The organism is Streptomyces sulphureus DSM 40104 (assembly GCF_000381025.1).
GTDB classification, from domain to species: domain Bacteria; phylum Actinomycetota; class Actinomycetes; order Streptomycetales; family Streptomycetaceae; genus Streptomyces; species Streptomyces sulphureus.
In genome coordinates this window covers 537,116-558,041 of sequence record NZ_KB905813.1, presented here as the reverse complement: position 1 = coordinate 558,041, position 20,926 = coordinate 537,116, and the positions used below count along the sequence as shown (strand labels likewise).

The window sequence follows — 20,926 nt, the reverse complement described above, 5'->3', positions numbered from 1 at the left end:
GGTGCCTCCGACGATCACGACGGGCGGCGCAGGCCGCCGCGTCTCACTGCGCGGACGCCGCCCCGGGCGCCAGCCGCTCCAGCAACCCCGCCTGGATCGCGGGCCGCGAGCTGAACACCAGCATCAACCCGGCCTCGCGCAGCAGCCGTTGGGGCGCCGCGTCCGCCAGCACGCCGCGCCCCGCGCCCTCGACGACGGCCGCCGTCGCCGCGCGGACCGCGAACTCGCCCGCCCTGGCGCGTGCGGCGTCGATGTCGGCCATGGCGTCCAGTTCGGCCCGGCACTCGTCGAGCTCCGTACGCCACGCACCGCCGCCGAGCAACTCCACGGCGCGGCGGGCGACTCCGAGCACCAGAGAACCGTTGAGGCGCTTGGTGAACGGCTCACCGGCTGCGTGCTCGGCCTGCGTCGTCACGGTGACAAGGCGGTCGGCGGGGACGGGGTGGCCGTCGAACTCGACGGTGACGGTGCGGGTCGCGTTGGCCGCAAGCATCCGCTGCGGATGCACCCGCAGCGTGGCAGCCTCCTCGGCATCGACGAGGAGCCAGGCGATGCGGTCGTCCTCGTCCCTGGCAGCCGTGCCGAGGACGTGGACCATGCCCCAGCCGCTCACCCAGGGCGCCGCCCCGTCGAGCCGGTATCCGCCGGGTGCCGCGGTGGCCCGCAGGCGGGGCGGCCCGGGGATGGCGCCGGTGAACGCGGCCCCGCTGCGGACCCGGCCGGAGGCGAGCCCGGGCAGCCACCGTTCGCGGAAGTCCGGCATCCCCTGCCCGGCGACGAGCCCGGTGATGCCCTGGTGCTGCCCGAGCGTGAGGGTGGTGCTCAGGCATCCGCCGGCGAGGATCTCGGCGGCGAGGGCGGCCGTCGACGGGTCGGCGCCCAGACCGCCGGCCTCGGGCGGCAACATCGCGCCGTAGAAGCGGTGTTCGGCGAGGACGTCGAGGTTGCGGGCGAGGTCCCGCTCCCCCGCGTCCACGGCCGACGCGTGCGGAAACAGCACTTCCTCTGCGAGGCGGGTGGCGAGGGTGACAATGTCTTCCATACGCCTCAGCCTAGGTCGGCCCGGCTGCCTCACGCCGCGGACCGCACGGATCGGCCCGCACGGATCGGCCGGAACCGCGAGCGCGACGTCGTCCGACTCGTCTCCCGCGGCCGCGGCACGGACGAGGTCCCCGCCGATCTCCGCACCACCCCCTCCGCAACGTCCAACGAAGGCTTGCCGCCCGCAACCGCGCCCAGATCACGGCGCACGCCCGGGAGTCGGGACTCCGCATCGGCCGGGTGCGCCCCACCGGGAGAGGGCGCACGCCGGCCGGGCGGACACGCCTGCTCAGGCGGAGTCGGCCGCGACGGGCTGCTGAGCCGCTTCCTTCTCGCGTGTGCGTTCTTCGCGCGGCACCCGGAGGAAGAGCAGCATGAGCGCACAGACGACGAGGCAGCCGATCGGGAAGTACAGCCCCACCGTGACGTTGTCAGCAGTGGCGTTGGCCCCGATGACGTACGGACCGAGGAAGCCGCCCAGCGCCGCGACGGAGTTGATGCCGGCGAGCCCGACGGCGGTGTGCTCGCGCGGCAGCAGCCGCGCGGCCATCGCCCAGTACGGCGCCATGTACCCGAGGACGCCGACCGCGACGAGCGAGAGGCAGACGAGCGCCGCAACGGGCGTGTGCCGGAAGGTGATGGTGCCGGCGAGGCCGACCGCCGCCAGCACCATCAGTCCGACGACATGGTTCCGCCGCTCCCCGCTGCGGTCTGAGTTCCGGGCGACCAGCACCATGCCGAGGGCCCCGATGGCGAACGGGATCGCCCCCAGCAGGCCGATGTTGGTGGCGGAGTAGGACGGGTCCATCTGCTGGACGATCTGCGGCAGGAAGAACGTGAACCCGTACAGGCCGCAGGCGGCGAAGAGGTTCGCCACCGCCAGGTGCAGCACGGTGCGGTTCTTCAGGGCGCGCAACTGCCCGAGGAAGGTCTCCTTCTCCTCCGGCTGGTACTCGCTGCTGATCTCCCGCTCCAGCCAGGCGCTCTCCTCGGAGCTGAGGAACCGGGCCTTCGCGGGGGTGTTGGGCAGGTAGAGGAGGGTGACGATGCCGATGAGGATGGCCGGCGCGCCCTGGAGCATGAAGACCCAGCGCCACCCGCTCATCCCGAACCAGTCGACGTGGTCGAGAATCCACCCGCCGGTCAGGCTGCCGAGCACCATCGCCACCGGTTGCGCGAGCGCCATCGCCGCGATCGCCCGGCCGCGCTCCTCGGCCCGGTACCAGAGCGTCAGGTAGAGGAGCAGCCCGGGGAAGAGGCCGGCCTCGGCGACGCCGAGCACCAGCCGCGCGGCGTAGAGCTGGGTGACGTTGGCGACGAAGCCCGTGATCACCGTGACGATGCCCCAACTGACGGCGATCCGCGCCAGCCACAGCCGCGCGCCCACCTTCTTCATCAGCATGTTGCTCGGGACTTCGAAGACGACGTACGCGAGGAAGAAGACGGCAGCAGCGGTGCCGAACGTCGCCGCTGTGATGCCGAGTTCGTGCGCCATGCCCAACTGGGCGTAGCTGATGTTCGACCTGTCCATGTAGTTGAAGACGTAGAGCAGGCCGACGATCGGGAGGATGCGCCAGGAGACCTTCTTGACGGTCCGCTTTCCCAGCTCGCTTTCCTCGACGTTGAGGGGAGCTCCCATGACAACTCCTTGGGGAGGCAGGGGTTTCCTGCGGCGGGACGCGCACGTCCCGCGTCGGTGGTTCAGTGGGTCGCCGCGCGGGCGGCGTTGCGGCCGGCGAGCCGGCCCATCGTCACGGCGTTGGCGACGGCGTTGCCGCCGCCGATGTACCGCTCGCCGAGGACACCGGCGCCTGCTTCGCCCGCGGCGAAGAGCCCCGGCACGGGGGCGCCTTCGCGGTCCAGCGCGGCGGCGTCGCCGTCGATCTCCAACCCCGCGTGCGTGCAGACGAGTTCGGCCGGCAGCAGGCGGACGGCGTAGTACGGCGGCTCGCCGATCGGGTCCGGCTCGGTGGGGCCGCCCTTGTTGGCGAGCGTGCGGTGGCGGAGGAACTCCGAGTCCCTGCCGTACGGCAGCTCGGCGTTCCAGCGGGCGACGGTCGCGCGCAGCGCCTCCGCCGGCACGTGCATCGAGGAGGCGAGCGCGTCGAGCGACTCGGCACACGCCGTGCGTCCGGCCGCCGCCTCCGCCGCGACACCCTCGGGGGTCCAGTCCGCGTACCCGACGGGGAGGCCGCGGCGGGCCCGCTCGTCGAAGACGGCCCAGACGGGCCCCGGTTGGGCATCGATGATCCCGGAGGAGACGGCGTACGAGGCGTCCTCGTCCATGAACCGGCGCCCTGCCGCGTTGACGTGGACGCGGGAGGCGGGCGGGAAGCCCGACTGCCAGTGGTGGTACCGCTGGAAGTACGCCGTCGGCAGCATCAGGCCCCAGCCCTCGCCCGTGACGGCGCCTTCCACCTGGGAGGCGAACCGGAGGTGGTCGCCGCGGCTGCCGGGGGCCGCCACGACGAAGAGCGACCCCCCTGCCCGGTGCGCCCGCGGGTAGTACCGCTCGACGAGCGCCGGGTCCTGCGCGAAGCCGCCGGTCGTCACGGCGACCGCGGGCGCGCGCACCTCGATGCCGTCGGCGACCACGCCGCGGACCCGTCCGTCCTCGTACAGCAGCGCCTCGACCCGGGTGTCGAGGACCGTCTCCACCTTGTGCCTGCGGCACGCCCGCTCCAGCACCTCGACGAGCCCGTACCCCTGGTCGCGCGGCACGTGGCCGCGCCAGACGTCCTCCACGCCCGCCTGGCAGAGGCCGGGCGTGTGGGCGTTGGCCGAGACCGCGGCGGGCACCTCGAGGCCGAGCGAGACGAGCCACTCCAGCGCCGGCCCTGCGTGTGTGCAGAACGCGCGGACCAGCCCCGGCTTCAACTGCCAGTGGTTGAGGTCCATGTAGTGCTGGAAGAACCGCTCGACGGTGTCCTCGACGCCGAGCGCCCGCTGCACCGCGGTACCGCCCGCGGTGAACATGCCGGCCGACAGCCGCGTCGAGCCGCCCAGTTCGCGCTCGGACTCGAAGAGCAGCACCCGCGCGCCCTCCTCGGAAGCGGAGGCGGCCGCGGCGAGGCCCGCGCCGCCGCCACCCACGACGACGACGTCCCACTCGTCGTGTGCGTCGGTCATCGGGCGACCTCCTCGGCGTCGGCGAGTATGCGGTGGTAGAGCCCGTTGGAGACGAGCCCGCCGTCGACGGTGATCTCGGCGCCCGTCACGTAGGAGGAGCGGTCGGAGAGCAGGTGCAGCACGATGTCGGTGACCTCCTCGGGTCGCGCCGTCCGCCCCGCGGGGATGCTGCGCACCGCCGCGTCCACGAACGCGTCGGCGCCGTCGAGCAGTCCGGTGGCGACGAGCCCGGGGTGGACGGAGTTGACGCGGATGTTCCAGGCCGCCAACTCGCCGGCGGCCGACTTCGAGAGCCCCGTGAGCCCCCACTTGCTGGCGGAGTACGACGGCGAGAAGTACCCGATCTGACCGGAGATCGACGAGATGTTGACGACGGAGCCGCCCCCGCCCTCCCGCATCAGCGGGGCGGCGGCCTGCATACCGTGGAAGGCGCCGTCGAGATTGACGCGCAGCACCTGGTCCCAGACCTCCTCCGAGGTCTCCAGGAACCCCAAGCGGCGGGAGATCCCCGCGTTGTTGACGAGCCCGTCCAGCCGCCCCCGCTCCGCGCGCACCTGCGCCACCAGCCGCCGCCACTGCGCCGAGTCGGTGACGTCGAGCGCGTGCACGGACGCGGTGCCGCCGGCGGCGGCGATCTCCTCGGCGACGGGGCCCGCGTCCGCCGTGTCGGCGAGGCAGACGTGGCTGCCGCGGTGCGCGAGGGCCCGCGCGTGCGCGGCACCCATCCCGCCGGCGGCCCCGGTGACGAGGACGACCTCCGGGTAGCGCACCGGCTCCCTGAACTCAGACATGGCGGGAGCCCCCGTCGACGGCGAGGCTGTGCCCCGTCACGTACCGCGCGCTGTCGGAGAGCAGGAACAGCAGGGCGCCGAAGACCTCCTCCGGCGCACCGAGTCGGTGGAGCGGCACCGAGTCCAAGGCGTGCTCCAGCGCCGCCGGGTCCTCGCGCACCCACCGGGTCATCTCGGTGTCGATGTAGCCGGGGGCGATGGCGTTGACGCGCAGGCCCTTGTCCCCCAACTCCACGGCGAGGGACTCCGTCAGGTGCGCGACGGCCGCCTTGGAGGCGCAGTACGCGCCGCGTCCCCTGCGCACCCGTACCGCCGAGACGGAGGACATGTTGACGATCGCACCCCCGGGCTCCATGTGCCGCGCCGCGGTCTGGGCCCCGTGGAGCACGCCCTGCACGTTGACCCGGAGGGTCGAGTCGATCTGCTCGGGGGTGATCTCCTCGGCGAGCCCGTAGGGGAAGACGCCTGCGTTGTTCACCCAGAAGTCCAGCCGGCCGAACTCGGCGAGCGCGGCCTGCGCCAACTCCTCGTGCCCGTCGGCGTCCCCGACGTCGAGGGCGACGGGGTGCACCCGGCCGCGGACGCCGTCTGCGGGGACGGTGCGGGTGCCCGCGTTCACGGCGTCGGCCGTCGCCTTCATGGCGTCGAGGTCGAGGTCCCCGCCGACGACGTCGACCCCGCGGGCGACGAGCCCCTCGGTGTACGCGGCGCCCATTCCGCGGGCGGCGCCGGTGATCACGGCGGCCTTGCCGGGGAGTTCGGGGTAGTAGGCGGCGATCGCCCGGTCGATCACGCGTCCAGGACCCTGCTGCTCGTCGTTGCTGAGTGTGCTCATTGCGGCTCCATGCTCGTGCCGTCGTAGTCGACGGCGGGGCGGTTCAGGCGTCGTCGCGGCGGACGGTGCGGTGTGCGACGCGCCAGGCGTGCCCCTCGCGCACCAGGCGGTCCGAGACGGTCGTGAACCGCACGAGGCGCGGGGCGCCCCCGTGCGGCGTCGCGACGATCTGGAGGTACGCCTCGACGGCGAGGCTGCCGTCCGCGTGCTCCTCGGGATGGACGACGAGGTTGGTCAGCACGTGGCGGCGCACCTCGCCCGCGCTCCGCGCGTCGGCGGCGAACTGCTCGGCGAACGCGGTGAGTTGCCCGGTGCCGACCGAGGGTTCCGGGTAGCTGGGCGAGTGGAAGGCGCCGTCGTCGGTGAAGGTGGCCGCCCACTCGGCGGCGCGCCCCGAATCGATCAAGTGACTCTGGAGCGCGTATAGCTGGTGGATCTCGGCGAGACGGGCACCCGCGGGCTCCGCTCCAACGCTCTGTGCCATAGGGGTCCTTGAAGTGACGTTGTGCCGCCCCGGACGGCGTGCGATAATCGCACCCGCCGTGCGAATTTCGGCGAGCTTAAGTAAGCGCCTCGGAGCCGTCAAGGGAGGGCCATGACCTCGATCGGGGAGGAACGGGCGGGGAGCACGGTCGCGTGGGAGCCGTCGATGTCCAAGACGCTCCATCACGGGTTGCTCGTCCTGGAGTTGCTCTCGGAGAACCCGAAGGGTCTGTCGACAACGGAGATAGCCGAAGGCATCGGCCTCCACCGCACCGTCGCGCACCGCCTCGTGCGCACACTGGAGGCCCATCACCTCTGCAGGCGCGACGAGTTCAAGCGCATCCTGCCCGCCACCGGCCTGGTGAGCCTCGCCGAACCGGTGGAGCGGGACCTGCGCGCACTCGCCCGCCCCGTGCTGGAGCACCTTGCGGACGCCACCCGTGCCACCACCCACCTCGTGGTGCGCGAGGACGAGTCGGAGGTGCGCGCACTGCTTGTCGTCGAGCCGCGCGAGGCGAAGGTGCACGTCTCCTTCCGCCCCGGCCAGACGCACCCCGTCGACGCCGGGTCGGCCGGTCTCGCGCTGCTCGCCTCGGCGCCTCCCCTCGACGGGGAGCGGCCCGAGGTCGCCGAGGCGCGGCGGCAGGGGTACGCCGTCACCCACGGCGAAGTGATCCCCGCCGTCATCGGCGTCTCAGCGGCCGTGCCGTCCCGCCGCGGCAGGTCCACGACGAGCGTCGGCGTCTCCGTCTTCGAGCTCCCCGACGCGGCGCACCTCGGCCGCACCGTCACCGAGGCCGCAGCGGAGCTCGCCGACCGGCTGCGCTGAGCGGCCGACTTCGGTGGCGGGGGCGGCACTCGGCGGCGTTCAGCAGGTTCGGGGACTGCTGTCGCTCACGGGGCTGAGCTCTGTTGCGGTCGCCACCGGGTTTCCGCGGGCAGGGCCGCAGCGGGGCGATTCCCGCCGTACAGCGCGCAGTTGACGCTGCGGGCCGTACGGCGAGCGGGTGGAGGGCCCGCGGGGTCCTCCACCCGGTGACGCCTCAGACGCGGTCGGCTGCGATCAAAACGTACTGGAAGGAGCCGTCCCCGTACGAGTTGAGGTGCCCCTCCGTCCGCCTGGAGCGGGCCGACGGACGCGGCTGGGCCGGCGGTTGCACGGGCCAGGGTGTCACCGCCTCGCATCTCGCCGCGCGACCCCTCACCGACCTCGTCCCCCGGCGAGGAGACCGAACGCACGCGGCTGCCCTGGACCGAGCACACCTCCCGCCGCCGGGAGCCGGCACCGGCCAGGTGGCTCGGCGTCCGCGGAATGTACGCCGTCCACCGTGCCGCCGAGCGCCAGGAGTCAGCGGGGCGCGGCAGCGCCTCCCCCGCTGGCCCACGTCGCCGACGCGATCTCGGGTAAGCGAGCAGCCGCGACGCGAACTCCAGTCGCAGCGGCGGGGGTTGCTGCCGGACCGGGGGTCGGCAGCAACCCCGGAGCGCCTAGACGCCCGCCACCATCTCGTCCACCCTGTCGAGCACGCGGTCGAGGATTTCCAGACCCTCGCGCGCCTCCGTCTCGCTGACCGTGCACGGTGGGACGGCGTGGAGGCGGTGGGAGTTGGCGAACGGCAGCAGGCCGAGCGACTTCGCCGTCGCCACCGCCTCCGCCATGAGCGGACTGCTTCCGCCGGTCGGCGCCACCTGCTCCCGCGTCCCGCGGTCCCGCACCAGCTCCATCGCCCAGAAGACGCCGAGGCCGCGGACCTCCCCGACGCTCGGATGCCGTTCGGCGAGACGTGCGAGGCCGGGCCCGAGCACGTCTTCGCCGATCCGGCGCGCGTGGTCGATGATGCCGTCCCTCTCCATCACGGTCATCGACGTCACCGCCGCCGCGCAGGCGAGCGGGTGGCCCGAGTACGTCAGGCCGCCGGGGTAGGGACGGTGGGCGAAGTACTCGCCCGTGCGCGGCCCGAGGACGACGCCGCCCAGCGGGACGTAGCCCGAGTTGACGCCCTTGGCGAAGGTGAGCAGGTCGGGGACGACGCCCTCGGTTGCACTGTGGAACCACGCTCCCGTGCGCCCGAACCCGGTCATCACCTCGTCCACGATGAGCATGATCCCGTGCTGGTCGCAGAGTTCGCGGACGCCGCTCAGGTAGCCGGGGGGCGGCACCATGATGCCGGCCGTGCCGGGGATGGCCTCCAGCAGTACGGCGGCGATCGTCTGCGGGCCCTCCAACTCGATGACCTGCTCGAGGTGGGCGAGGGCCGCCGCGCACTCCTCCTCTTCCGTGGTGGCCCGGAAGGCACTGCGGTAGAGGTACGGACCGAGGAAGTGCACGGTGCCGGCACGGCCGTCGTCGTTGGCCCAACGCCGCGGGTCGCCGGTGAGGTTGATCGCCTGCTCGGTGCCGCCGTGGTAGGAGCGGTACCGGCTGAGCACCTTCGGGCGCCCCGTGACGAGGCGGGCCATGCGTACGGCGTGCTCGTTGGCGTCGGCGCCTCCGTTGGTGAAGAACACCTGGTCCAGGTCGCCCGGAGCGTGCTCGGCGACGAGCCTCGCCGCCTCCGAGCGCTGGTCGTTGGCGTGCTGCGGCGCGACGGTGGCGAGTCGGTGCGCCTGCGCAGCGATGACCTCGACGACCTCCGGGTGCTGGTGGCCGATGTTGGTGTTGACCAACTGCGAGGAGAAGTCGAGGAGCCGGTTGCCCTCTCCGTCCCACACGTACGAGCCCTCGGCGCGCGTGATCACCATGGGGGCGATCTCGGCCTGGGCCGACCAGGAGTGGAAGACGTGGCGTCGGTCGAGTTCGTAGGTGCGCGCCGCGGAAGTGGTGGCCTCTCGGGTGGAGTCGGCGATCGTCATGGACGTCTCCTTACGGGAGTTCAGGCGTTCTGCGGAAAGCCGAGGTTGATGCCGCCGTGGCTCGGGTCGGGCCAGCGGCTCGTGACGGCCTTGGCGCGGGTGAAGAAGTGCACCCCTTCCACTCCGTGCGCGTGGGTGTCGCCGAAGAGGGAGCTCTTCCAACCGCCGAAGCTGTAGTAGGCCATCGGCACGGGGATGGGCACGTTGATGCCGACCATGCCGACCTCCACCTCGTTGCGGAACCGCCGCGCCGCGCCGCCGTCGTTGGTGAAGATCGCCGTTCCGTTGCCGTAGGGGCTGGCGTTGATCAGCTCCAGGGCCTCGTCGTAGGTGTCGACTCGCAGCACCGAGAGGACGGGGCCGAAGATCTCGTCCGTGTAGCAGCTCATGTCGACGCCGACGCCGTCGAGGAGCGTGGGGCCGAGCCAGAAGCCGCCGTCCCCGCCGTCCGGGCTGACGGTCCTGCCGTCGACGACGACCTCTGCGCCGTCCTTCTCCGCCTGCTCGACGTAGGAGGCGACCCGGTCGCGGTGGGCCGCCGTCACCAGGGGGCCCATGTCGCAGCCGCGGGTGCCGTCTCCGGTGCGCAGGGCCGTTGCGCGTTCCGCGATCTTCGCGACGAGTTCGTCCCCGACGCCTCCCACCGCGACCACGGCGGATATCGCCATGCACCGCTCGCCGGCCGAGCCGAAGCCGGCGTTCACCATCGCGTCGGCCGCCACGTCGAGATCGGCGTCGGGCAGGACGAGCGCGTGGTTCTTCGCGCCGCCGAGCGCCTGGACACGCTTGCCGTTCGCGGTGCCGCGGGCGTAGACGTGCTGGGCGACGGGGGTGGAGCCGACGAAGCTGACCGCCTTGACCGAGGGGTCGTCGAGGAGCGCGTCCACCGCGGTCGCGTCGCCCTGGAGCACGTTGAAGACGCCGTCGGGCAGGCCCGCCTCGGCCCACAGCCGAGCGAGCCACAGCGCGGCCGAGGGGTCCTTCTCGCTGGGTTTGAGCACCACCGTGTTTCCGGCGGCGATGGCGAGCGGGAAGAACCACATCGGCACCATCGCCGGGAAGTTGAACGGCGAGATGACGCCGACGACGCCGAGCGGCTGGCGCACCGAGAAGGTGTCGACGCCGGTGGAAGCGTTCTCGGTGAAACCGCCCTTCAGCAGGTGCGGCATACCGCAGGCGAACTCCACGACCTCCTGTCCCCGCGTCACCTCCCCCAGCGCGTCCGACAGCACCTTGCCGTGTTCGCTGGTGATGATTTCGGCGAGCTCCTGCTTCCGCTCGTTCAGCAGCTCACGGAAGCGGAAGAGGACGGCGGTCCGCCGCGCGAGGGAAGCGTCGCGCCAGGCCGGGAAGGCGGCCCTGGCCGAGCGGATCACCGCGTGCGCGTCCTGGGAAGTGGCCAGCAGGACCTGGCCCGTGACCTTTCCGGTGGCCGGATCGGTCACCGGCGCCGTACGGTCGCCCGAGCCGGTGTACGGCGCGTTGTCGGCCCAGTGCGCGAGGCGAGGCTGTCCTGTCTCTGTCACGAATGCTCCTGGTTCGTACGAGGGTCGAGGGTGCGGCGGCGGCCGCCCCGGACGAGGCTTCCAGAACTCCGAGCAACGGGGTGTAAAAGAAGACACTGCGTTCTTTACACTACGTCGGTGATCCCTTCTGTCCGCGAAGTACTGGGCCTGCCCGTCGTGGCCGCCGGAGCGCCCCGTGTCGTCAGCGGTTCTACCCATCTCGACCGGCGCGTGCGATGGGTGCACATCAGCGAATCCGCCGACCTGACGGACCTGCTGGAGGGCGGCGAGCTCGTCCTGACGACGGGGCTGCCGCTCGCCGGCGGCCCGCAAGAGGCCGCCCGGTACCTGCGGATGCTCGCTGAGCAGCAGGTGGCGGGGCTCGTCGTCGAGCTGGGGACGCGGTTGCAGGAGCTGCCGGGACAACTCGGCCCGCTCGCCGACTCCTTGGAACTGCCGGTGGTCGTGCTGGCGGACGAGATCCGCTTCGTCGAGGTCACCCAGCAGGTCCACCGGCTCATCGTCGCCGACCGTTACGAGGAGTTGGAGTTCGCGCGCACCGCGCACGAGGTCTTCACCTCGCTCAACATCGCCCGCGCTTCGACCGCGGACATCGTCGCCCGCGCCTCCCAGATCCTCGGCGCCCCCCTCGTCCTGGAAGACCTCAACCATCGCGTCCTCGCGTCCTGTTCCGCCGGGCACTCCACGGCATGCCTCCTGGACCAGTGGCCCGAGCGCTCCCGGCTCGACCAGGGGCGCACCTCGGAAGAGCGGTGGACGACGGTCCCGGTCGGCTTCGGCGACGAGCGCTGGGGCCGCCTCGTCCTGCCCGAACCCGGTACGGCGTCCGCACGCGGAGCGGCGAGGGCGCGCATGGTGCTGGAGCGCGCCGCCCAGTCGCTCCAACTCCACCGCATGCTCCAACGCGAGCAGGACGCCCTCGTCCTCCAGGCGCTCGGTGGCCTGCTCGACGACCTCGTGGGCGGACGCGTCACCGACGGCTCGGAGGCGTTGGCCCGCGCCGGTGCGCTCGGCCTCGCGCCCGGAGCGCGCTACGTGCCGCTGGTCGCGCGGATGCCCGAGCGGACGGACACGGACGCGCTCGGCCAGGGCGAGGCGGACCGGCGGCTGCTCACCTCGGTACGCCAGGCCGTCGCCGGCGGGGAGCACACCGCGCTCGTCTCCCTGCGGCGGGCCGGCACCGTGGCGCTCGTCCTCTCCTGCCCCGCTGCCGACGCGGTGGAAGCCGCGCTGGAGGGCGTGTGCACGGGTGTGGAGGAGCAGTTGGCCGGGCGCGCGTACGGCAGGACCCGGTGGGTCGCCGGGACGGCAGCCGCCTCGGCGGACCTGGTGGCCGCGGCGCGCGGGCTCCGGGAGGCGGAGCACGTCGCCGAGGTCGCTCTCTCCCTACCGGGCAGCGGCAAGCGGCTGCACCGCTCGACGGACGTACGCCTTCGCGGCCTGATGGCGCTGCTCCGCGGCGACCACCGCGTCCAGGCGTTCGCCGAGGCCGAGATCGGGACGCTCCTCGACCACGACGCACGCACCGGCCACCGCACCCTGGAGCTGCTCCGCACCTATCTGGAGTGCTCGGGCTCCAAGACGCTCACCGCCCAGCGGACCGGTCTCAGCAGGCCGACGCTCTACAGCAGGCTGCGCACCGTGGAGCGGATTCTGGGGGTCTCGCTGGAGTCGGCCGAATCCCGGGCCTCGCTCCACGCGGCGCTCATGGTGGTGGACGCGGCGGCGGACTGACGCACCCGTGCGTCACCCCGCGCCGAGGTCGAACCGCCGCCAGGGCGTCAAGTCCGGACGCTCGCGGTCGCTTTGGCGACCGGACGGAGCCGGCGGCGGGGGCGTCGCACGACCGCTGCATTTCGACAGCGGGCGGAGACGGGCGGAGCCCCAGCGCGCGGACGCCCCAGCCGGCCGATGGAGTCGCGCCGGTCTGCCCGGTCCCCGACCGCCGGACCGCGAGTACGACTTCACCCGACCGCGTCAGCCGAGCTGCGTCGCTCACCGCTCGCCTGAGCTGTTCGTCAACCGAGGCGGCGGCCCGAGCTCGCGCGCGGGGTCGTCCGCGGCCCGGCGCGCCCAGGCGACGAGGGCGGCGGTGTCGATGTCGTGCGGCGGGGTGCCGAACGCGGCGAGGCCGTCGGCGGCCCGCTGGAGGAGGGAGGCGGCGCCTGAGGTGTTGCCCCGGGCGGCGTGGGTGAGGCCGACGGCGAACTGGGCGAGCGCCCGCCACAGGCCGCGCTCGCTCTCGGGCCCCGTCTTCCAGGCGTCCTCGAGGACTTCATGCGCGTGGAAGGGCATACCGGAGTCGATGAGGTGCTGCGCCTCGACGAGCGTCTCGCCCGGGGCGCGGACGACGCCTTCCGGGGCGCGGGCCACGCCGGGAGAGCCGTAGGGCAAGGGACGGCCCAGACCGTCGCGGGGGCGGGCGTTCCGTGCCCGGCCCGTCGCCGGGTCGCGATCCCGCCGGCGGGCACGGGGTGCGGCCGAGGGCGGCCCGGCTCCGTCCGCGGTCTCCTCCACCGGCTGGGCAGCAGGCCGGAGTTCGGGTCCAGGTGCGGTGGAGCAGCGGGGGCAGGGCCCGTCGGGCGCGTCGCGGACGGCGCCGCACTCCGGGCAGACCAGACCGGCCCAGCAGGCCGATTCCCCGCCCTCGGGACGGTACTCGCTCACTGGCTCCTCCCACCGTGTCGCGCCACTCCCCGAGAGCTTACGGGCAGGGTGCGACACAGGGCACGGCGGAGAGCCCACGGGCCGTTGGACAGGAGCCCGGACGCCCGCCTCGGGCGGATTTCCGAGCGCCAACGCCCGTGTAGAGGTGGCTAGTTGGCCGAAGGTCCCGGGCCGCTGCCGTCGGGGTGGGGCCGGGGGCACTACACAGGCACGGCGATCTATGTCTACGCTGGACGCGCAACAGGTTCGCCCCCGTCAGCCGGACGGGAGGCGTCGAAAGAGGGAACCCGGTGCGATTCCGGGACTGCCCCGCAGCGGTGAGTGGGAACGACCGCCGTCATACGCACTGGGCCTCGAGGCCCGGGAAGCGACGGCCAGTAGGAGCCCGCCGGGAAACCGGCAGGCGTGCCCACGAGTCCGAAGACCTGCCCGTTGCCCGCATGCGCGGATGCGTGTGCGGTACATCCCGGTGACCTCGAGGGCGGGTCGGCGCACACAGCGGAGACGGGCAGGCGCATGCCGCGCGTCAGGAGCCCCTCCGCCGTCCGTCACCTTCGCGCTCTCGTCCCGACCCGGGGTTCGACGAGACATCTCGCGAAGGAGATCTCCGTGACAGCGAAGTCCGCAGCCGCGGCAGCACGGGCCACCGTGTACGGCTACCCCCGCCAAGGCCCCGACCGGGAGCTGAAGAAGGCGATCGAGGGCTACTGGAAGGGCCGCATCACCGCAGACGTCCTCCGGCAGACCGCCGCCGACCTCCGCAGGCACAACTGGCAGCAGCTCGTGGAGACCGGCGTCGACGAGGTGCCGACCGGCGACTTCTCGTACTACGACCACGTGCTGGACACCAGCATCATGGTCGGCGCCGTGCCCACGCGTCACCGGGCAGCCGTCGAGGCGGACGCCCTCGACGGGTACTTCGCCATGGCACGCGGTACGCAGCAGGTGGCGCCGCTGGAGATGACGAAGTGGTTCGACACCAACTACCACTATCTCGTCCCCGAGTTGGGGCCCGACACCGTCTTCTCCGCCGACTCGACGAAGCAGGTCGCCGAGTTGCGGGAAGCGCTCTCGCTCGGCGTCGCCGCGCGACCGGTGCTCGTCGGCCCCGTCACCTACCTGCTTCTGGCGAAGCCGGCGCCCGGTGTCGACCCCGCGTTCCAGCCGCTCTCGCTGCTGGAACGGCTGCTGCCCGTCTACGCAGAAATCCTGGGCGACCTGCGCGCGGCGGGCGCCGAGTGGGTACAGCTCGACGAGCCCGCGCTCGTCCAGGACCGTACGCAGGAGGAGCTCGACGCCGTCGCCGGCGCCTACCGCGCACTCGGCGACCTCGCCGACCGTCCGAAGCTCCTCGTGGCGTCGTACTTCGACCGGCTCGGCGACGCGCTGCCCGTCCTGGCGAAGAGCCCCGTCGACGGGCTCGCGGTGGACTTCACCGAATCGGCCGCGGCCAACCTCGACGCCCTGGCGTCCGTCGGGGGGCTGCCGGGCAAGCGGCTCGTGGCCGGTGTCGTCAACGGCCGCAACGTCTGGATCAACGACCTGGAGAGGTCGCTCTCCACCCTCGGCACCCTGCTCGGCCTCGCCGACCGGGTCGACGTCGCCGCCTCCTGCTCCCTGCTGCACGTCCCGCTCGACGTCCGGGCCGAGCGGCACATCGACGCCGAGGTGCTGCGCTGGCTGGCCTTCGCACGGCAGAAGTGCTCGGAGATCGTCACGCTCGCCAGGGGGCTCTCCCGGGGGACCGACGCGATCACCTCCGAACTCGTCGCGAACCGTGCGGCGTTGGCCTCCCGCGCCGCCTCCTCGCTCACCCACGACCCGAAGGTGCGCTCCCGCGCCGCCGCGGTCACCGACTCCGACACGCACCGCGCGGAGACGTACGCCGAGCGCACCGAGGCGCAGCGGAAGCACCTGGGGCTGCCGCTGCTGCCGACCACCACCATCGGCTCCTTCCCGCAGACCGCCAAGCTGCGCACCGCCCGCGCCGACCTGCGCAAGAAGCGGATCGACGAGGCGACGTACGAGGAGACGATCCAGGCAGAGATCCGCGACGTCCTCGCCTTCCAGGAGGAGGCGGGGATCGACGTCCTCGTGCACGGCGAGCCCGAACGCAACGACATGGTGCAGTACTTCGCCGAGCAGCTCGCCGGCTACCTGGCGACCCAGCACGGCTGGGTCCAGTCCTACGGCACCCGCTACGTGCGCCCGCCGATCCTCGCCGGCGACCTCACCCGCCCCGAGCCGATGACGGTGCACTGGACGAGGTACGCGCAGTCGCTCACCGAACGCCCGGTCAAGGGCATGCTCACCGGGCCCGTCACCATGCTCGCGTGGTCGTTCGTCCGCGACGACCAGCCGCTCGGCGACACAGCCCGGCAGGTGGCCCTCGCCCTGCGCGACGAGGTGAACGACCTGGAGGCCGCCGGGACTTCGGTGATCCAGGTGGACGAGCCCGCGCTGCGCGAGACCCTCCCCCTGCGCGCCGACGACCGCGAGGCGTACCTCGCCTGGGCCACCGAGGCGTTCCGCCTCAGCACGGGCGGGGTCCGCGCGGCCACCCAGATCCACACCCACATGTGCTACGCCGAGTTCGGCGACATCGTCCAGGCGATCGACGACATCGACGCCGACGTCATCAGCCTGGAAGCCGCCCGCTCCCACATGCAGGTGGCGCACGAACTCGCCGACCACGGCTACCCGCGCGAGGCCGGTCCCGGTGTGTACGACATCCACTCACCCCGCGTCCCCAGCGCGGAGGAGGCAACCGCCCTGCTGCGCAAGGGGCTCGAGGCGATTCCCGCCGAACGCCTGTGGGTCAATCCCGACTGCGGCCTGAAGACCCGCGGTTGGCCGGAGACCCGTGCGTCGCTGGAGAACCTCGTCACCGCAGCCCGCACGGTACGGAAGGAACTCCCCGACCGCACCGTGTGATCCGGCCCGTGCCCGGGGGCGGCCGGCAGGTGGCCTTGCCGACGTCCCCCGGGCACGTCCCGCGTGCGTGAGGGCAACTCGCGCCGGTGGAAGGGCAGTTGCGCCCCCGTCTCCATGGACGGCTGCCCGCCGCCTCTACGCGTCGCCGTCTCTCCCGCCGCCCGGAGGGGGTGCGGTGCTCTCCCGCACCACCAGCCGGGGCACCGGGACGCCGGCCGTGCGCGCGGGGGCGCCGTCGAGCAGCCTGGTGAGCTCCTCGGCGGCGACGCGGCCGAGCGCGAGCGGGTCGCGGGCGAGGGCGGTGAGCCACGGGTGGACCATCCGGCACAGCACGGAGTCCTCCCAGGAGACGAGGGAGAGCCGTGCGGGGACAGGGAGTCGGCGCTCGGCGGCAGCGGCGACTCCGGCGGCGGCGAGCACGTCGTTGTCGTACACGACGGCCGTGGGCGGGTCGGGCTCGTCGAGCAGGCGGCGCGTCACGGCGGCGCCCTCGGCGTCCGAGTAGTCGGTGGTGAGCGAGCGGACGTGCGGCAGGCCCAGCCGCTCGGTCTCGCTCCGCAGGGAGGCCATCCGGCGCTGGGTGTGGGCGAGTTCGGACAACCCGGCGACGTGCGTGATCCGCTGGTGCCCGAGGGCGTGCAGGTACTCCACCACCGAGGCCATCGCACCGGCATCGTCGACCCACACCGAGGAGAGGCCCCGGCGCGCTTCGGTGCCTCCGACGACGACGCCCGGCAGCCCGAGCGAGGCGAGCACGTCCGGGCGCGGGTCCTCCGCACGCGGGTCCACGAGGAGCACCCCGTCGACCCGGTGCTCCGCCCACCAGTGCTCGTACATCGCGCACTCGGCCGCGACGTCCTCCACCACCTGGAAGAGCAGGCCGAGTTGGCGTTCCGCCAGGACCTGCTGGACGCCCGAGACGAGTTGCAGGAAGAAGGGTTCGACACCCAGGGTGCGCGCGGGCCTCGCCAAAACGAGGCCGACTGTCGCGGCCCCCTCGCCGGAGAGCGCCCTCGCCGCGGTACTCGGGCGCCATCCCAACTCCTCGGCCACCGACCGGACTCGCTCGCGGGTCGCCTCGGAGACGCCGGGGCGCCCGTTGAGCGCGAAGGACACCGCGCTCTCCGAGACGCCTGCACGCTCGGCGACGTCCTTCATGGTCGCCCTGCGCCGCGACACCGAGCGCCGTGGAGCGGGCCGGCCGCCCTGGGGCGGCCTCCCGCCCCCGGAAGGCTTCGACGGCATGCAGAACCACTCTCCGCTACAACTGGCTAATGCGCTAAAGCTGTTGGAGACTAAAGCGCATTAGACGCCGGACGCAACCCTTCGGAGCAAGTTCTCAAAAACGGCCGAGCAGCGGCGACTTCGCCTTCCCTCGATCTCTTGACTTTCCCCTGCGACGCCGTGCAGGTTGTTTTCGGCGCCGCGGCTGACATCGATGTCAACCGGTGACGGCTTTCCGGGCGCCCTTCCCCACTCCTGCCCGAAGGAGCCGTTCGCCTTGCGCGTTTCCCGTCCCGCCTTCACCACCCTCGCCTGCGCGCTCTTCCTCTCCGCCTGCTCCACAGGCACGCAGGACGTCGACACCGGGAGCGCCGAGGGGCGCGTACACGGCTCGATCACGTTCCAGACCTGGAATCTCCGGGCGGCCTTCCCCGACTACTTCGAGGACCTGATCGCAGAGTTCGAGAAGAAGCACGAGGGCACGCACGTCAAGTGGGTGGACCAGCCGGCGGAGGCGTACCCGGACAAGATCAGCGCGGACGCCGCGGGCGGCACCCTGCCGGACGTGGTGAACGTCTCCCCCGACCTCGTCGCGCCCCTCGCCAAGGCGCGGTTGGCCCTCGACCTCGACCAGGCGGCCCCGCAGTACCGCGAGCGCTACCTGCCCGCCGCGTGGAAGAGCCAGCAGATACCGGGCATGAAGGGCACCTACGCCTTCCCCTGGTACCTCAACACGGGGCCGATGTTCTACAACAAGCGCCTCTTCCGCGAGGCCGGACTCGACCCGGCGAAGCCGCCCCGCACCTACGACGAACTCTTCGACGCCGCCCTGACCATGGCGAAGCGCAGCGACGGACGCATCGCCACGCTCGCCGCCACTCCGACGATCGAGGACTTCGGCCGCTACGGCGCACGCCTGATGAACCGGAAGGGCACCGCCTTCACCTTCAACGAGCCGAAGGGTGTCGAACTCCTGGAACGCTACAAGGAGTTGTACGACGCGGGAGCCCTCGACTCCCAGGTGCTCACCGCCACCCCTGAGCAGGCGGGCAGGAAGTTCATGCAGCAGTCGGTGGCGATGAACCCGGGAAGCGCCCTGGACCTCGCAAAGTTCAAGAAGGACGCCCCGAGCCTGTACAAGAACATCGGCGTCGCCGACGCGCCCAACAACACGGGCCGTCCCAACATGTACGTCCAGGGGCTGATGGTGAACGCGGCCGGCGAGAACAAGGCGACCGCCGTCGCCTTCGCCCGCTTCGTCACCAACGCGGCGAACCAGATGGACTTCGCCCACGAGACGACCGTCTTCCCCAGCACGAAGGGGACGTTGGACGACCCGTACTTCACCGAGGACAAGGACGGCGACGACGAGACGCGCATCCGGGTCTCCTCGGCGAAGTCCCTCGACAAGGCGGTGAACTACACCCCGGTGCTGCTGAGCGACGACATGAAGACCGTTCTGCAGAACGCCGTCGCCAGGGTCATGCGGGGTGACACCTCTCCGAAGGCGGCGCTCGACAGCGCCGTCGAGGAGTGCAACCGACTGCTGAAGCTGAACTGAGGGGCGCGCCGATGACCACCGCAACCGACAGCCGCCCCGGCGCCGTACGGCGGCAACGCCCCGTCAGCCCATGGCTGTTCCTCGCTCCCGGGCTGCTGATCGTCTCCGCCTTCAGCCTCTACCCGTTCCTGAGCACCCTCGGCAACGCCTTCACGGACAACCGGACTCTGGTGCCCGGCGGCTTCGTCGGACTCGCCAACTTCCGCGAGCTGCTCCACGACGACATGTTCTGGACGGGGCTGCGCAACAGCGTCCTGTACGTCGCCGTGACGGTGCCGCTGCTGGTGCTGCTCCCCCTGCTGCTGGCGATGCTGGTACGTCGGCACGTCCCCGGCATCACCTTCTTCCGCTCCGCCTTCTACACGCCCGTGGTCGCCTCGGTCGTCGTCGTCGGGCTGATCTGGGTCTGGTTGCTCGACGACCGGGGCCTGGTCAACGGCATCCTGGAGGCGCTCGGTGCGAGTCCCGTCTCCTTCCTCAGCGACCCGTGGCTGCTGCTGCTCAGCGCGATGCTGCTGACGGTCTGGAAGGGCCTCGGCTACTACATGATCATTTACCTCGCCGCGCTGACCAACGTGCCGCGCGAGCTCCACGAAGCCGCGGCCGTGGACGGCGCGGGCGCGTTCCGCCGCTTCGTCACCGTCACCGTCCCCGCGCTCCGCAACACCATGGTGCTCGTCGGGGCGCTCTCCTCCGTCAGCGCCTTCAAGGTGTTCTCCGAGGTCTACCTGCTGGCCGGGGAGAACGGGGGTCCCGCAGGCGAGGACACCACCCTCGTCCTGCTCGTCCAGCAGGTCGGCACCGGACTCAACGGACGCGTGGGGTACGCCTCCGCGATCTCGGTCGTCGTCTTCGCCCTCACCCTCGGCCTGATGCTGCTGGTGCTGCGGGCCAACCGCAAGGAGGACTCGTGAGGCCCACCGCCACAGCACCCGCGCCGCGCGCCGCAGACGGCCACCGGGACGAGGAGGCCGCACACCCGCCCCGACCCCGCGAACGCCGCAGGCGCGGCGCCGGCTTCAGCGACGGCAGGAAGCTCCCCCTGTGGCAACTGCTGCTGCGCTACGCCCTGTTGCTCGCCGTGCTCGCCCTGATGATCGGCCCCTTCCTGTGGCAGCTCTCCACCTCGCTCAAGGGGCCTGGCGAGGACATCTACAGCTATCCGCCCCAACTCCTGCCCCAGGACTGGACGTGGGACGCCTACAGCGGCGTCGCCAGGATCATCCCGGTGTGGGACTACGCGCTGAACTCCCTGACGGTCGCCGTCGCCAGCGTCCTCACCAACCTCCTCGGCGCCTCGCTCGCCGGATACGCGCTTGCCAGGCTGCGGTTCAGGGGGCGCAAGGCCGCGCTGGTCGTCTTCGTGATGGCGATGCTGGTCCCGCTGGAGAGCATCATCATCGCCCAGTTCACGCTCATGCGGGAGCTGGGGCTCAACAACACCCTCACCGGTGTGGTGCTCCCCGGCGCCGTCGGCGCGATGAACGTCCTTCTGATGCGCAACGCCTTCTCCCACCTGCCGTACGAAATGGAGGAGGCCGCCCTGGTGGACGGCGCCAACGTCTGGCAGCGTTTCTGGCGCATCGCGCTGCCGTCCGTGAAGGGAACGCTCGCCGTCGTCGCGATCTTCGCCTTCATGGCGGCCTGGGACGACTTCCTGTGGCCGCTCATCGTCCTCAGCGATCCGGACAACTTCACCCTCACCGTCGGACTCAACTACCTGCACGGCACGTTCGCCGACAATCAGCGCCTGGTGGCGGCCGGCACCATCATCGCCGTTGTGCCGCTGATCGTGATGTTCGCCTGCCTCCAGCGCTACTTCTTCCGCGGTGTGAGCGAGGGCGCCGTCAAGGGCTGACCCCGCCGCCCGCACCGACCCGTG

At 72.1% G+C, this 20,926-nt stretch carries 16 protein-coding genes and 1 riboswitch; of the genes, 6 read left to right on the top strand and 10 right to left on the bottom strand.

The window, feature by feature from the left end; genetic code table 11:
• Window positions 1-43 precede the first annotated feature (43 nt).
• From F603_RS0102495 to F603_RS0102470, 6 genes are all read right to left on the bottom strand, one after another.
• Complete coding sequence (locus tag F603_RS0102495; RefSeq protein ID WP_019544436.1) at window positions 44-1,042, bottom strand: acyl-CoA dehydrogenase family protein; 999 nt, start codon at window positions 1,040-1,042, stop codon at window positions 44-46.
• 288 nt (window positions 1,043-1,330) lie between these two features.
• Window positions 1,331-2,680: an MFS transporter gene (locus F603_RS0102490; RefSeq protein ID WP_019544435.1), complete on the bottom strand. Its 1,350-nt coding sequence runs from the start codon at window positions 2,678-2,680 to the stop codon at window positions 1,331-1,333.
• 62 nt (window positions 2,681-2,742) lie between these two features.
• Window positions 2,743-4,170 (bottom strand): FAD-dependent oxidoreductase, encoded by a 1,428-nt coding sequence (locus F603_RS0102485; RefSeq protein ID WP_019544434.1) that lies wholly within the window; start codon window positions 4,168-4,170, stop codon window positions 2,743-2,745.
• Window positions 4,167-4,961, bottom strand: a complete 795-nt coding sequence (locus tag F603_RS0102480) for an SDR family NAD(P)-dependent oxidoreductase (RefSeq protein ID WP_026328075.1) — start codon at window positions 4,959-4,961, stop codon at window positions 4,167-4,169. Before F603_RS0102480 ends, F603_RS0102485 begins: the two co-directional genes overlap by 4 nt.
• A complete protein-coding gene (locus F603_RS0102475) occupies window positions 4,954-5,796 on the bottom strand; it encodes an SDR family NAD(P)-dependent oxidoreductase (protein ID WP_019544432.1) in 843 nt (280 codons plus the stop codon). Before F603_RS0102475 ends, F603_RS0102480 begins: the two co-directional genes overlap by 8 nt.
• A 43-nt stretch (window positions 5,797-5,839) precedes the next feature.
• Window positions 5,840-6,280: a nuclear transport factor 2 family protein gene (locus F603_RS0102470; protein ID WP_019544431.1), complete on the bottom strand. Its 441-nt coding sequence runs from the start codon at window positions 6,278-6,280 to the stop codon at window positions 5,840-5,842.
• Between the two features lie 165 nt (window positions 6,281-6,445).
• Between F603_RS0102470 and F603_RS0102465 the strand changes: the two genes are divergently transcribed.
• Window positions 6,446-7,108 carry an IclR family transcriptional regulator gene (locus F603_RS0102465; RefSeq protein ID WP_026328074.1) on the top strand — a complete coding sequence of 221 codons (663 nt, stop codon included), beginning with the start codon at window positions 6,446-6,448 and terminating at the stop codon, window positions 7,106-7,108.
• A gap of 659 nt (window positions 7,109-7,767) precedes the next feature.
• On the opposite strand, the gene F603_RS0102460 is transcribed toward F603_RS0102465, so the two are convergent.
• A complete protein-coding gene (locus F603_RS0102460) occupies window positions 7,768-9,132 on the bottom strand; it encodes an aspartate aminotransferase family protein (protein WP_019544429.1) in 1,365 nt (454 codons plus the stop codon).
• Window positions 9,133-9,152: 20 nt separating this feature from the next.
• Window positions 9,153-10,658, bottom strand: a complete 1,506-nt coding sequence (locus F603_RS0102455) for a CoA-acylating methylmalonate-semialdehyde dehydrogenase (protein WP_019544428.1) — start codon at window positions 10,656-10,658, stop codon at window positions 9,153-9,155.
• A 117-nt stretch (window positions 10,659-10,775) separates the two neighbouring features.
• On the opposite strand from F603_RS0102455, the gene F603_RS0102450 reads away from it, so the two are divergent.
• The gene (locus F603_RS0102450; protein ID WP_026328073.1) at window positions 10,776-12,392 is read left to right on the top strand and encodes a PucR family transcriptional regulator; all 1,617 of its coding nucleotides are present in this window, start codon (window positions 10,776-10,778) and stop codon (window positions 12,390-12,392) included.
• A gap of 261 nt (window positions 12,393-12,653) precedes the next feature.
• On the opposite strand, the gene F603_RS0102445 is transcribed toward F603_RS0102450, so the two are convergent.
• Window positions 12,654-13,325: a DUF309 domain-containing protein gene (locus F603_RS0102445; RefSeq protein WP_019544426.1), complete on the bottom strand. Its 672-nt coding sequence runs from the start codon at window positions 13,323-13,325 to the stop codon at window positions 12,654-12,656.
• A 225-nt stretch (window positions 13,326-13,550) separates the two neighbouring features.
• Window positions 13,551-13,772: riboswitch (cobalamin riboswitch) on the top strand.
• A gap of 162 nt (window positions 13,773-13,934) precedes the next feature.
• On the opposite strand from F603_RS0102445, the gene metE reads away from it, so the two are divergent.
• Window positions 13,935-16,259 carry a 5-methyltetrahydropteroyltriglutamate--homocysteine S-methyltransferase gene (gene metE / locus F603_RS0102440; RefSeq protein ID WP_019544425.1) on the top strand — a complete coding sequence of 775 codons (2,325 nt, stop codon included), beginning with the start codon at window positions 13,935-13,937 and terminating at the stop codon, window positions 16,257-16,259.
• Between the two features lie 135 nt (window positions 16,260-16,394).
• On the opposite strand, the gene F603_RS0102435 is transcribed toward metE, so the two are convergent.
• Window positions 16,395-17,417, bottom strand: a complete 1,023-nt coding sequence (locus F603_RS0102435) for a LacI family DNA-binding transcriptional regulator (RefSeq protein WP_019544424.1) — start codon at window positions 17,415-17,417, stop codon at window positions 16,395-16,397.
• 343 nt (window positions 17,418-17,760) lie between these two features.
• On the opposite strand from F603_RS0102435, the gene F603_RS0102430 reads away from it, so the two are divergent.
• The 3 genes from F603_RS0102430 to F603_RS0102420 are packed head-to-tail and all read left to right on the top strand — an operon-like array spanning window position 17,761 to window position 20,902.
• On the top strand, window positions 17,761-19,044 hold the full coding sequence (locus F603_RS0102430; RefSeq protein ID WP_019544423.1) for an ABC transporter substrate-binding protein: 1,284 nt from the start codon (window positions 17,761-17,763) through the stop codon (window positions 19,042-19,044).
• A gap of 11 nt (window positions 19,045-19,055) precedes the next feature.
• Entirely contained in the window at window positions 19,056-19,958 is a 903-nt protein-coding gene (locus F603_RS0102425) for a carbohydrate ABC transporter permease (protein ID WP_019544422.1), read from the top strand.
• Window positions 19,955-20,902, top strand: coding sequence for a carbohydrate ABC transporter permease (locus tag F603_RS0102420; protein WP_019544421.1), 948 nt, complete (start codon window positions 19,955-19,957; stop codon window positions 20,900-20,902). The genes F603_RS0102425 and F603_RS0102420 overlap by 4 nt, the downstream gene beginning before the upstream one ends.
• Window positions 20,903-20,926 lie beyond the last annotated feature (24 nt).